The organism is Streptomyces sp. NPDC029466 (assembly GCF_055574515.1).
Genome location: NZ_JBVHZH010000048.1, coordinates 54,739 through 67,046, shown reverse-complemented (window position 1 = coordinate 67,046; position 12,308 = coordinate 54,739). Strand labels below are relative to the sequence as shown.

At 69.3% G+C, this 12,308-nt stretch carries 10 protein-coding genes; 1 reads left to right on the top strand and 9 read right to left on the bottom strand.

The features are described 5' to 3' along the window. Nucleotides 1–134 precede the first annotated feature (134 nt). From pssA to ACZ4XD_RS30360, 9 genes are all read right to left on the bottom strand, one after another. A complete protein-coding gene (gene pssA / locus ACZ4XD_RS30400; protein ID WP_387238594.1) occupies nucleotides 135–998 on the bottom strand; it encodes a CDP-diacylglycerol--serine O-phosphatidyltransferase in 864 nt (287 codons plus the stop codon). Continuing rightward, nucleotides 985–1,632 carry a phosphatidylserine decarboxylase gene (locus ACZ4XD_RS30395; RefSeq protein WP_042161276.1) on the bottom strand — a complete coding sequence of 216 codons (648 nt, stop codon included), beginning with the start codon at nucleotides 1,630–1,632 and terminating at the stop codon, nucleotides 985–987. The genes pssA and ACZ4XD_RS30395 overlap by 14 nt, the downstream gene beginning before the upstream one ends. Nucleotides 1,633–1,802: 170 nt before the next feature. Then, nucleotides 1,803–3,008, bottom strand: a complete 1,206-nt coding sequence (locus tag ACZ4XD_RS30390) for an acyl-CoA dehydrogenase family protein (RefSeq protein ID WP_042161274.1) — start codon at nucleotides 3,006–3,008, stop codon at nucleotides 1,803–1,805. Between the two features lie 2 nt (nucleotides 3,009–3,010). Next, nucleotides 3,011–3,535, bottom strand: a complete 525-nt coding sequence (locus ACZ4XD_RS30385; RefSeq protein ID WP_468047296.1) for a MaoC family dehydratase — start codon at nucleotides 3,533–3,535, stop codon at nucleotides 3,011–3,013. Nucleotides 3,536–3,540: 5 nt separating this feature from the next. Next, nucleotides 3,541–4,512, bottom strand: a complete 972-nt coding sequence (locus ACZ4XD_RS30380; protein WP_468047295.1) for an HpcH/HpaI aldolase/citrate lyase family protein — start codon at nucleotides 4,510–4,512, stop codon at nucleotides 3,541–3,543. After that, nucleotides 4,509–6,521 (bottom strand): protein meaA, encoded by a 2,013-nt coding sequence (locus ACZ4XD_RS30375; RefSeq protein ID WP_468047293.1) that lies wholly within the window; start codon nucleotides 6,519–6,521, stop codon nucleotides 4,509–4,511. Before ACZ4XD_RS30375 ends, ACZ4XD_RS30380 begins: the two co-directional genes overlap by 4 nt. A gap of 39 nt (nucleotides 6,522–6,560) precedes the next feature. Continuing rightward, nucleotides 6,561–7,898: a crotonyl-CoA carboxylase/reductase gene (ccrA, locus tag ACZ4XD_RS30370; protein WP_468047291.1), complete on the bottom strand. Its 1,338-nt coding sequence runs from the start codon at nucleotides 7,896–7,898 to the stop codon at nucleotides 6,561–6,563. Between the two features lie 513 nt (nucleotides 7,899–8,411). Continuing rightward, complete coding sequence (locus ACZ4XD_RS30365) at nucleotides 8,412–9,212, bottom strand: TetR family transcriptional regulator (RefSeq protein ID WP_468047289.1); 801 nt, start codon at nucleotides 9,210–9,212, stop codon at nucleotides 8,412–8,414. 136 nt (nucleotides 9,213–9,348) lie between these two features. After that, entirely contained in the window at nucleotides 9,349–11,169 is a 1,821-nt protein-coding gene (locus ACZ4XD_RS30360) for a 3-hydroxyacyl-CoA dehydrogenase family protein (RefSeq protein WP_468047287.1), read from the bottom strand. A gap of 386 nt (nucleotides 11,170–11,555) precedes the next feature. Here ACZ4XD_RS30360 and ACZ4XD_RS30355 point away from each other — a divergent pair, with 386 nt between their 5' ends. Further along, on the top strand, nucleotides 11,556–12,242 hold the full coding sequence (locus ACZ4XD_RS30355; protein ID WP_468047285.1) for a HEAT repeat domain-containing protein: 687 nt from the start codon (nucleotides 11,556–11,558) through the stop codon (nucleotides 12,240–12,242). Nucleotides 12,243–12,308: the final 66 nt, after the last annotated feature.

Genomic DNA, 12,308 nt, shown 5'->3' with positions numbered 1-12,308 from the left:
CCCCCCCCCCCCCCCCCCCCCCCCCCCCCCCCCCCCCCCCCCTCCCCCCCCCCCCGCCCCCCCCCCCCCCCCCCCCCCCATCCCCCCCCCCCCCCCCCCCTCCCCCCCCCCCCCGCGGCGTGTGCGGTGTTCCGTTACGGGAGCTGTGCGGCGCGGGACTCCGCGCGCGACTCACGGCGGTTGTCGCGGAAGGTGTTGACCCTCCGGGCCGTCGCGAACAGCGGGATCATCGCGCCCAGGACCACCTGAAGGGAGCAGCCGGTCTGGAGCAGCAGCTCACCGCCGGGGGCGTCCAGGGCCCAGGCGGCGAGCATGCCCATGCTGAGCACGATCCAGCTGAGCATCGCCACCGCGAGGCGGCCCCGCGGCTTGGGGTACTCGACCCGGCTCACCATCAGCCAGGCCACCCCGATGATCGCCAGCAGCGTCGGCAGGAACGGCAGCTCCAGCAGCACGATGGCGACGACGGTCAGGGCGCCGAACGGGCTCGGCATGCCCTGGAAGATGCCGTCACGCAGCGTGACACAGGAGAACCGCGCAAGCCGGAGCACCACCGCCAGCAGCACCACGACCGCGGCCACCAGGGACACCCGCTGGTGCGCGCTTTGGAGGGCGACCATGCCCCAGGTCACGACGAAGTAGGCGGGCGCCAGTCCGAAGCTGATCAGGTCCGAGAGGTTGTCGAGCTCGGCCCCCATCGCCGAGGCCCGCAGCTTGCGTGCCACCAGCCCGTCGAAGAGGTCGAAGACCGACGCGAGCAGCATCAGAATCACGGCCATCGCGGCACTGTGCCGGGCCATCCCGCCGTCCTCGTTGCCCGTCAGGTGCGGGATGAGGACCCCGGTGGTCGTGAAGTACACGGCCATGAAGCCGCAGATCGCGTTGCCGAGGGTGAGCGTGTCCGCTATTGACAGCCGCGTGGACAGCGGCATGTCGTCCTCGTCCTCATCGGTCTCGGGCGCCCAGCCGGCCTGTGTTTCGGGATCAATCACGGTCAAGGCGAGTCACCCCCGCGGTGGTGGCCTGGCCGACCTCGACCGCGGCCTCGACGCCCTCCGGGAGGTAGACGTCGACCCGCGAGCCGAAGCGGATCAGGCCGATCCGTTCACCCTGCTCCACCTTGGTGCCCTGGGGCACGTAGGGGACGATGCGGCGGGCCACCGCGCCGGCGATCTGCACCATCTCGATGTCGCCGAGCTCGGTGTCGAAGTGCCAGACAACCCGCTCGTTGTTCTCGCTCTCCTTGTTGAACGCCGGAACGAATCCGCCGGGGATGTGCTCCACGGACGTCACCGTGCCGGCCAGCGGCGCACGGTTGACGTGAACGTTCAGCGGGCTCATGAAGATCGCGACGCGGGTGCGTCCGTCCTTCCACGGCATGATGCTCTGCACCACGCCGTCGGCCGGAGAGATGACCCGGCCCTGAGCGATCTCCCGCTCGGGGTCGCGGAAGAACCACAGCATGCCCGCCGCCAGTGCGGTGGTGGGCACGGCAACGGCGGCCCAGCGACCCGACCGGCGAGACCGGGCGAGGCTGACCGCTGCCGTGGCAACGGTCGGCAGGAGCCACGGCGACGCTCCGCGCGCGAGGCGGACGCGACCGCGTTGTGCAGAGGATTGGCTGTGGGGCATGGATGACCTTCGTAGCGGAGGATGCCGCTTATGGACACGGGGGACGGCGGCTTTCCATGGATGCTATCGGTTACGAGCGGCAACTGGCCAAGAGCCAGAGCCAATCCGTGGCCGAAGAACGATGACGGGGTGTGATCTTCGTCTAGGGCAAAGTGCCGCAAACGGGATGTTCACCCCTGGATCCGGTACTCCTCCAGTAGCCGTCGACCAATGATCATTTTCTGGATCTCGGCGGTACCTTCACCGATCAGGAGCATGGGGGCCTCGCGGTAGAGGCGCTCGATCTCGTACTCCTTCGAGAAGCCGTAGCCACCGTGGATACGGAACGCGTCTTCCACCACCTCCTTGCAGTACTCGGAGGCCAGGTACTTCGCCATGCCCGCTTCGAGGTCGTTTCGCTGGCCCGAGTCCTTTTTGCGAGCGGCGTTAACCATCATGGCATGGGCGGCTTCGACCTTTGTCGCCATTTCCGCCAGTTTGAACTGGATGGCCTGGTGCTGCGCGATCGGCTTGCCGAAGGTGTGCCGCTGCTGTGCGTACGAAACGCCCAGCTCGAAGGCGCGCTGGGCGACGCCGCAGCCGCGCGCGGCCACATTGACCCGGCCGACCTCGACGCCGTCCATCATGTGATAGAAGCCACGTCCGGTCTCGCCGCCGAGCACCCGATCGGCCGGGATCCGCAGCCCGTCCATGATCAGCTCGGTGGTGTCGACACCCTTGTAGCCCATCTTGTCGATCTTGCCCGGAATGGTCAGGCCGGGGCGCACCTCACCGAAGCCGGCCTCCTTCTCCACGAGGAAGGTCGTCATCGACTTGTGCGGCGCGGTGCCCTCCGGGTGGCCCTCGTCCGTACGGCAGAGCACGGCGACGAGCGTGGACGAACCACCGTTGGTGAGCCACATCTTCTGGCCGTTCAGGACGTAATCGTCACCGTCCCGCACGCCCTTGGAAGAAATGGCCGAAACGTCCGAGCCCAGTGCGGGCTCCGACATCGAGAAGGCGCCCCGGATCTCACCGGCCGCCATCTTCGGGAGGAAGTAGTCCTTCTGCTCCTGCGTGCCGTGCTGCTTGAGCATGTACGCCACGATGAAGTGCGTGTTGATGATGCCCGAGACGCTCATCCAGCCGCGGGCGATCTCCTCGACGGTCAGCGCGTAGGTGAGAAGGGACTCACCCAGACCGCCGTACTCCTCGGGGATCATCAGCCCGAACACGCCGAGTTCCTTGAGGCCCTCGACGATCTGCGACGGGTATTCGTCGCGGTGCTCCAGCTCGGTGGCGACCGGCAGGATCTCCTTGTCCACGAAATCGCGGACGGTGGAGAGGATTTCCCGCTGAATGTCGGTCAGGCCCTCGGTCTGCGCGAGACGGGTCATGGCTACTTCTCCTTCTTGGCCGGCGGGGCCACCAGCTCCGGGCGGCCGGGCTGCTCGCCGCCGCGCTCCTTGATGTACGTGGCCGTGGGAACCATGACCTTGCGCCGGAAGACGCAGACCAGGGTGCCGTCCTGCTTGTATCCCTTGGTCTCGACGTGCACGATGCCGCGGTCCGACTTGGAGCGGGAGGGGGTCTTGTCGAGCACGGTCGTCTCGCCGTAGAGGGTGTCGCCGTGGAAGGTCGGCGCCACATGCCGCAGCGACTCGATCTCCAGATTGGCGATGGCCTTTCCGGAGACGTCGGGCACCGACATGCCCAGCAGCAGGGAGTAGATGTAGTTACCGACGACGACGTTCTTTCCGAAGTCGGTGGTCTGCTCGGCGTAGTTGCTGTCCATGTGCAGCGGGTGATGATTCATGGTGAGCAGACAGAAGAGGTGGTCGTCGTATTCCGTGACGGTTTTCCCCGGCCAGTGCTTGTACACATCGCCGACGGTGAACTCTTCATAGGTGCGGCCGAACTGCATCGCGCTTAAGCCTCCGGGGCCTCGAACTTGGATGTACGGATCATGCCGGCGGCCCGGCCCTTGCCGGCGACGACCAGTGCCATCTTCCGGCTCGCCTCGTCGATCATTTCATCGCCGAGCATCGCGGAACCCTTGGCTCCGCCCGCCGCCGAGGTGTGCCACTCGTAGGCGTCCAGAATCAGCTCGGCGTGGTCGTAGTCCTCCTGGGAGGGCGAGAACACCTCGTTGGCGGCCTCGACCTGACCCGGGTGCAGCACCCATTTGCCGTCGAAGCCGAGGGCGGCGGCGCGGCCGGCGACCTCGCGATAGCCGTCAACGTTCTTGATCTGAAGGTACGGACCGTCGATGGCCTGGAGATCGTAGGTGCGTGCCGCCATCAGAATGCGCATCAGAATGTAGTGGTACGCATCCGCCCCATAGCCGGGCGGCTGCTCGCCGACCACCAGGGACTTCATGTTGATGGACGCCATGAAGTCGGCCGGGCCGAAGATGATGGTCTCCAGGCGCGGCGAGGCGCCGGCGATCGCGTCGACGTTCACCAGGCCCTTGGCGTTCTCGATCTGCGCCTCGATGCCGATCCTGCCGACCTCGAAGCCCATGGTCTTCTCGATCTGCGTCAGCAGCAGGTCCAGCGCCACGACCTGCTGGGCGTCCTGCACCTTCGGCAGCATGATGCAGTCGAGGTTCTGCCCCGCGCCCTCGACGACCGTGATGACGTCCCGGTACGTCCAGTGCGTGGTCCAGTCGTTGACCCGCACGACCCGTGTCTTGCCGGTCCAGTCGCCCTCGTTCAGCGCCTCGACGATGTGGTGCCGGGCGCCTTCCTTGGCGAGCGGGGCGCAGGCGTCCTCCAGGTCCAGGAAGACCTGGTCGGCCGGCAGGCCCTGGGCCTTCTCCAGGAAGCGCGGGTTGCTGCCGGGGACCGCGAGACAGGAGCGGCGCGGCCGGCCGCCGGGCGGGCGGTTCGCCTGGGTCATGCGGGGACCTCCAGGGGGTCGAGCTGGTTCGCTTTCCGGATTTCGTCGACGATACGGCCGATGATCTCCGTAATACCGAAATCCTTGGGGGTGAAGACGGCCGCCACTCCGGCTTCCCGGAGCGCGGTCGCATCGGCGGAGGGAATGATGCCGCCGACGATGACAGGTATGTCGTCGACGCCGGTGCGGCGCAGCCGGGCCAGCACGTCCGGCACCAGCTCGGCGTGCGAGCCGGACAGGATCGACAGCCCCACGCAGTGCACGTCCTCGGCGACCGCGGCCGAGACGATCTGCTCCGGGGTGAGCCGGATGCCCTGGTAGATCACCTCGAAGCCGGCGTCCCGGGCCCGTACGGCGATCTGCTCGGCGCCGTTGCTGTGCCCGTCCAGGCCGGGCTTGCCGACCAGGAGCCGGAGCTTGCCGCTGCCGAGCTCGGCCGCGGTCTTGGCGACCTTCTCGCGGACCTCGGCGAGCGGGCTGCCCTCCTCGGCGGCGACCGCCAGGGGAGCGCTGGAGACGCCCGTAGGGGCCCGGAACTCACCGAAGACGTCCCGCAGCGCCCAGGCCCACTCACCGGTCGTCACACCGGCACGGGCGCACTCCAGGGTGGCCGCGAAGAGGTTGCCGTCACCGGCCGCGGTCTTCTTCAGCGCCGACAGCGCGTCCTGCGCCCGGACCTCGTCGCGGTTGTCCCGCCACTCGTGCAGCGCCTGCACCACCCGTGCCTCGTTGGCCGGGTCGACGGTCATGATGGCCGTGTCGAGGTCCGCGGTGAGCGGGTTGGGCTCGGTGCCCTCGAAGCAGTTGACGCCGACGATCTTCTCCTCGCCGGCCTCGATCCGGGCCCGCCGCTCGGCGTGCGCGGAGACCAGCTGGGACTTGAGATAGCCGGACTCCACCGCGGCCATCGCGCCGCCCATCTCCTGGATCCGCTCGATCTCCGCGAGGCAGTCGGTGACCAGGGCGTCCACCTTGGCCTCGATGACATGCGAGCCGGCGAAGATGTCCTCGTACTCCAGCAGATCGCTCTCGTGCGCCAGCACCTGCTGGATACGCAGCGACCACTGCTGGTCCCAGGGGCGCGGCAGTCCCAACGCCTCGTTCCAGGCGGGGAGTTGCACCGCGCGGGCGCGGGCGTCCTTGGAGAGCGTGACGGCCAGCATCTCCAGGACGATCCGCTGGACGTTGTTCTCCGGCTGCGCCTCGGTCAGACCGAGCGAGTTGACCTGGACGCCGTAGCGGAACCGGCGCTGCTTCTCGTTCTCGATGCCGTAGCGCTCCCGGGTGATCTTGTCCCAGATGCGGCCGAAGGCGCGCATCTTGCACATCTCCTCGATGAAGCGGACTCCGGCGTTCACGAAGAACGAGATACGGGCCACGACATCACCGAACTTCTCCGGCGGCACCTGCCCGGAGTCCCGCACCGCGTCCAGCACCGCGATCGCGGTGGACATCGCATAGGCGATCTCCTGGACCGGTGTGGCACCCGCCTCCTGTAGGTGGTAGCTACAGATGTTGATCGGGTTCCACTTGGGGATGTGCGCCACCGTGTACGTGATCATGTCGGTGGTCAGCCGGAGCGAGGGGCCCGGCGGGAAGACATGCGTCCCGCGCGAGAGGTACTCCTTGACGATGTCGTTCTGCGTCGTCCCCGACAGCTTGGCGATGTCGGCGCCCTGCTCCTCGGCGACCACCTCGTACAGCGCCAGCAGCCACATGGCCGTCGCGTTGATGGTCATCGAGGTGTTCATCTGGTCCAGCGGGATGTCCTGGAACAGCCGTCGCATGTCACCGAGGTGGGACACGGGGACCCCGACCCGGCCGACCTCGCCGCGGGCGAGGACATGGTCGGGGTCGTAACCGGTCTGCGTCGGGAGGTCGAACGCGACCGACAGGCCGGTCTGGCCCTTGGCGAGGTTGCGACGGTACAGCTCGTTGGACGCCTCGGCGGTGGAGTGGCCGGCGTACGTCCGCATCAGCCACGGACGATCCTTCTGACGCTCAGTCATATCAGGCCCGTATCTTCGTGGTCCGCAGTCCGAGTTGCCTCAGACGTTCCGGAACCGGTTGATGGCGTCGAGGTGCTTGGCGCGCATTTCTTCGTCACGCACGCCCATCCCCTCCTCGGGGGCCAGTGCCAGCACGCCGACCTTGCCCTGGTGGAGGTTGCGGTGCACGTCGTACGCCGCCTGCCCGGTCTCTTCGAGGGTGTACGTCTTCGACAGGGTCGGGTGGATCTTGCCCTTGGCGATGAGGCGGTTGGCCTCCCACGCCTCGCGGTAGTTGGCGAAGTGCGAGCCGACGATCCGCTTCAGCGACATCCACAGGTAGCGGTTGTCGTACTCGTGCATGTAGCCCGAGGTCGAGGCGCAGGTGGTGATGGTGCCGCCCTTGCGGGTGACGTAGATGCTCGCGCCGAAGGTCTCGCGGCCGGGGTGCTCGAAGACGATGTCGATGTCCTCACCGCCGGTGAGTTCGCGGATGCGCTTGCCGAAGCGCTTCCACTCCTTGGGGTCCTGGGTCTGCTCGTCCTTCCAGAACTTGTAGCCCTCGGCGTTGCGGTTGATGATCGCCTCGGCGCCCATCTTCCGGCAGATCTCCGCCTTCTGGTCGGAGGAGACCACACAGATCGGGTTGGCACCGCCGGCCAGCGCGAACTGGGTGGCGTACGAGCCGAGTCCGCCGCTCGCGCCCCAGATCAGGACGTTGTCGCCCTGCTTCATCGCCGCGCCGTTCTGCGAGACGAGCTGGCGGTAGGCGGTGGAGTTGACCAGACCGGGCGACGCCGCCTCCTCCCAGCTCAGGTGCTTCGGCTTGGGCATCAGCTGGTTCGACTTGACCAGCGCGATCTCGGCCAGGCCGCCGAAGTTGGTCTCGAAGCCCCAGATCCGCTGCTCGGGGTCGAGCATGGTGTCGTTGTGGCCGTCGGAGGACTCCAGCTCGACGGAGAGGCAGTGCGCGACGACCTCGTCACCGGGGCCCCAGGCGTTGACACCGGGGCCGGTGCGCAGGACCACACCCGCGAGGTCGGAGCCGATGACGTGGTACGGCAGGTCATGCCGCTTGGTCAGGTCGGACAGCTTGCCGTAGCGCTCCAGGAATCCGAACGTCGACACGGGCTCGAAGATCGAGGTCCACACGGAGTTGTAGTTCACGGAGGAGGCCATCACGGCCACCAGCGCCTCGCCCGGGCCCAGCTCGGGCACCGGCACCTCATCGACGTGCAGTGACTTGCGGGGGTCCTTCACCTTGCTTTCGAGGCCGGCGAACATCTCGGCCTCGTCCTTGTGCACGGTCACCGCGCGGTAGGACTCGGGGATGGTCAGGCCGGCGAAGTCGGCGCTGGTGGTGTCAGGCGCGAGGATTGCGTCCAGGATTTCGTTCACGGGGTGCCTCCGGCGAAGCGCGTCGGGGAAACGGCTTGAGGGAACGTCGGGGTGGTGCGGGAGGTGGTGCCGTCGGTTCGGCCGGGGTGGCCCGTTGCCGTCGCCTCTGCGGGGGTCGCAGAGCCATCGGCCGCGGTGCCTGGCAGCGCTGGGTGAGCGCGGTGCCCAGCGGCAGCTGGGAAGTGCCTGTGACGCAGGCATCCGGGCGGACAGCCACATAGGGCTGGTGGGACAGCCGGCGTGCGTGGGTTCGCAGCACGCCGGCCGCCCGGACACCCTCAACGTATGACACCGCGTGCCAGTCGACAAGACACTGAGTGCCAAGAATTTCTCTCAGATGTCATCTGGTCGGCACGCATGAGCAAAAGAAGGCCGATGGGAGGCCTGGAGGTAACGCAAAGAGAGCAGGTATGTGCGGAGAGTGCGCGAAGCGGGGGTTACGCCATTCAGGTCGCGGCCCGGTCTGCCCAAGGGCGCCGGGCCGCGCTCTGCCCTGATCCGGCCCGAAGGCCGTTACTTCCGCTCTTTGATGGCCTTGCGGATGGTGCGCATGACCTCGTCCAGCGGCGCGTCCGTACGGGCCACCGCGACCAGCACCTCACCCTCCCGGGAGACGGACGCCGGCGGGGCCTCCTCGCCGCCGGGGCGGCCCGCGCCGATTCCGGCGCCGAAGGTCTCCCGGACGATCTCGAAGGCATGGTCGAGCTGGGCCTCGACATCGCCCTGGGCGTCGGCCCGCAGCCAGCGCCGCAGCACATGGTTGTGCGCGGTGACCACGGCGGAGGCCGCGACCTCGGCGAGCAGCGGATCGTCGTCGCCCTCGCGGTGTGCGCCCTCGTCGAAGTGGCCCAGCAGATAGCGGGTGAACAGCCGCTCGTAGCGGGCCACCGAGGCGATCTCGGCCTCGCGCAGCGTGGGGACCTCACGGGTCAGGCGGTAGCGGGCCACCGACACGGCCGGGGAGGCCGCGTACATCCGCATGACCTCCTTGATGCCGCGGCAGACCGTGTCGAGCGGGTTCTCGTGCGGCGGGGCGGCGTCCAGGACGGCCTCCGCGCGGACGAGGGTGTCGTCGTGGTCGGGGAAGATCGCCTCTTCCTTGGAGCGGAAGTGGCGGAAGAAGGTGCGCCGGGCGACGCCCGCAGCGGCCGCGATCTCATCGACCGTCGTCGCCTCGTAGCCCTTGGTCGCGAACAGCTCCATCGCCGCAGCCGACAATTCACGGCGCATTTTGAGCCGTTGCGCGGCCGCTCGGCGGGTACCGGGGGTGGCGGCGTCGGGGTCGGAGGGCTGCGTACGAGCGGGCTGGGACATGTGGGGACGGTACTGCATATTTACGCGACCTGCGGCATGAGGTGCCACCTCCGCCCCGGTGAGCGGGGGTGGACCGCCGTCGGGTTCCAGCAGTCCACCCCATCCTCCCCCCGCCGGGCGGGGGCGCCGCCACGCGTCAGCGCCGGGCGTACTCACGGAAGCCGCGGCCGGTCTTGCGGCCGAGGCAGCCGGCGGCGACGAGGTGCTCCAGCAGCGGCGACGGGGCCAGCCCCGGGTCGCGGAACTCGGCGTGCAGCACCTTCTCGATGGCCAGGGACACGTCCAGGCCGACCACGTCGAGGAGTTCGAACGGGCCCATCGGGTAGCCGCCGCCGAGCTTCATGGCGGCGTCGATGTCGTCCAGGGTCGCGTAGTGCTCCTCGACCATCTTGATCGCGTTGTTCAAGTACGGGAACAGCAGCGCGTTCACGATGAATCCGGCCCGGTCGCCGCAGTCCACGGGGTGCTTGCGGACCTTGGCGCAGACCGCCCGCACGGTGGCGTGGACATCGTCGGCCGTCAGGACCGTACGGACCACCTCGACCAGCTTCATGGCCGGTGCCGGGTTGAAGAAGTGCATCCCGATGACGTCCTGCGGGCGCGAGGTGGCGCGGGCGCAGGCCACGACCGGCAGCGACGAGGTGGTGGTGGCCAGGACGGCGCCCGGCTTGCAGACCTTGTCCAGGGTCCTGAACAGCTCTTGCTTGACCGCCAGATCCTCGGCCACCGCCTCGACCGCGAGGTCCACGTCGGCGAACGCGTCGAGCGACCCGGCCGGGGTCACCGCCGCCAGCGCGGCGTCCCGGGCCTCGGCGGTCATCCGGCCCTTGTCCACCGAGCGGCCCAGCGACTTGGCGATCCGGGCCTTCGCCTTCTCGGCCTTCTCCAGGCTGCGGGCCGCCAGCACGACCTTGTAGCCCGCCTTGGCGAAGACCTCGGCGATACCGCTCGCCATCGTCCCGGAGCCGGCCACGCCGACGCCGGAGACCGTGCGCCCGCCGGCGAGCTCGTCGGCGGCCGCCGGGCTCTCCGCGTCCGGCACGACCGTGGTGCTGCCCGGCGCCTCGTACGTGTAGAAGCCGCGGCCCGCCTTGCGGCCGGTCAGCCCCGCCTCGGCCAGCTGGCCCAGGATCGGCGCGGGGGCGTGCAGCCGGTCCTGGGACTCGGCGTACATCGCCTCCAGGACCGTACGGGCGGTGTCCACCCCGATCAGGTCGAGCAGCGCCAGCGGGCCCATCGGCAGACCGCAGCCGAGCTTCATGGCGGCGTCGATGTCCTCGCGGGTGGCGTACTTGGACTCGTACATCGCCGCGGCCTGGTTCAGATAGCCGAACAGCAGGCCGTCCGCGACGAAGCCGGGGCGGTCACCCACCGCGATCGGGTCCTTGCCCAGGTCATGGGCGAGCTCTGTGACGGCCGTGACCGCGGTCGGCGCGGTGAGCACCGAGGAGACCACCTCGACCAGCTTCATGGCCGGCGCCGGGTTGAAGAAGTGCACACCGAGCACCCGCTCGGGGCGCTGCGAATCCGCGGCCAGCCGGGTCACGGACAGTGCGTTGGTGCCGGTGGCCAGGATGGTGTCCGGCCGGACCACCGCGTCCAGCTCGGCGAAGACCTGTCGCTTGAGCTCGTAGTCCTCGGGGACCACCTCGATGACGAGATCGGCGTCCGCGGCGGCCTGGAGGTCGGAGAAGGTGCGGAACCGGGCCAGGGCGTCCTGGCGCTCGCGCTCCGTGAGCCGCTCGCGCTGCACGGCGCGGGCGGTCGCGGCTTCGAGGGCGGAGACGGCGCGGCGGGCCGCGGTCTCGTCGGTGTCGATACCGATGACCTCGCGGCCGGCCCGGGTCAGCACCTCGGCGATGCCGGTGCCCATGGTGCCCAGACCGACGATGGCGACGGTGGAAAGGGACGGCGAAGAGGCTTGAGTTGAGAGATCAGGGGTGGACTGAGGGCCCATCGCGAGACTCCTGAGGGTGTTCCCCTGAGGGCAGGGGAGAAGTGACGACTGAGGGGTATCCGCGGGCGCGGGGCCTGCGATCGCCGCGGCAGAACAGCGGCAGAGAGCCGCGAGGAGCCGCAGCGCCATGGCAGCGCCTGCGGTGCGGGAGACGCGGCGAGAGCCCTGTCCCGGGGCCTTGCCGTGTGCTCCGTACTGTGTCGTGCTGTGCCGAACCGACTTCACTCTGTGGCGGCTGCGTCACCAGGCCGCCCGAGCAGTGGTGCTGCTCGTTCCAGCAGGTTAACCGGTGAGTAACCAGAGCGCCAGGGGTAGCAGGGGTCACTAGGCTGTGGCACAGGCCACGTCGCGGGAACCGGGGCGGCCCGGCGGGAGGGGAACGGCAAATGGAAGAGGAATTCCACGAGTTGACCGACCGGGTGCGGGCCGAACTCCGCTCCCCACAGGATCTGGTCGCCTACGAGCGGTTGCTCGGGCTGGCCCGCAAGAACACCCCGGCCGGACGCGAGGAACTGGCCCGGATGCTGGTCGCCGTCGAACGTCCGCTGTGGGCCCGGGAGATCGCCGCCTTCGTCCTCGGCTGCGCCGGTGACAAGCGGGCCTTCGAGACGCTCGTGCTGTTACTGAACTACCGCGAACCGGTGCGCTGCGCCACCGCCGCGCATGCGCTGGGCCGGCTCGGCGACCCCCGCACCGCCCGAGCCGCGGCCGCGCTCGCCACCAACCCGCTGCGCACCGCCTACGCGCTCCACCCGGTCCGGCTGCTCGCCGAACTCCGCGCCCCGCAGTCCGTCCCCGCGCTGATCGCGACCCTGGAGCGACTGCTGACCCCGCACAACCCCTACTGGCGGGTGGCACTCGCCTGCGTAGAGGGCCTCGGCGCCCTCGGCGACCGCCGCGCCGTGCCCGCCCTCACCGCCGCCGTCACCCACCCCCGCCTGGCGGCCGCCGCGGCGGCGTCCCTGGCGCGGCTGGGGGTGCATGAGCAAGCGCCGACGGGGGAGGAGGCGGCGTCGGAGCGCGCAGCCTCAGGCGGTGGCGAGGTGGAGGGGGCCTCGGCGGACGGGACGTAGGCGCCGGGCGGGCGTCGGCGGGTGCCAGGTGAGCCGGTCGGCCCGTCCCGCGACACAAGGACGCCG

Excerpts from the sequence above, each read along its gene's own strand:
- ACZ4XD_RS30375 (WP_468047293.1), bottom strand. The coding sequence starts at position 6,521 with ATGACTGAGCGTCAGAAGGATCGTCCGTGGCTGATGCGGACGTACGCC.
- ACZ4XD_RS30355 (WP_468047285.1), top strand. The coding sequence starts at position 11,556 with ATGGAAGAGGAATTCCACGAGTTGACCGACCGGGTGCGGGCCGAACTC.
- ACZ4XD_RS30380 (WP_468047295.1), bottom strand. The coding sequence starts at position 4,512 with ATGACCCAGGCGAACCGCCCGCCCGGCGGCCGGCCGCGCCGCTCCTGT.
- ACZ4XD_RS30360 (WP_468047287.1), bottom strand. The coding sequence starts at position 11,169 with ATGGGCCCTCAGTCCACCCCTGATCTCTCAACTCAAGCCTCTTCGCCG.
- ACZ4XD_RS30390 (WP_042161274.1), bottom strand. The coding sequence starts at position 3,008 with ATGACCCGTCTCGCGCAGACCGAGGGCCTGACCGACATTCAGCGGGAA.
- ACZ4XD_RS30395 (WP_042161276.1), bottom strand. The coding sequence starts at position 1,632 with ATGCCCCACAGCCAATCCTCTGCACAACGCGGTCGCGTCCGCCTCGCG.
- ACZ4XD_RS30385 (WP_468047296.1), bottom strand. The coding sequence starts at position 3,535 with ATGCAGTTCGGCCGCACCTATGAAGAGTTCACCGTCGGCGATGTGTAC.
- ACZ4XD_RS30365 (WP_468047289.1), bottom strand. The coding sequence starts at position 9,212 with ATGTCCCAGCCCGCTCGTACGCAGCCCTCCGACCCCGACGCCGCCACC.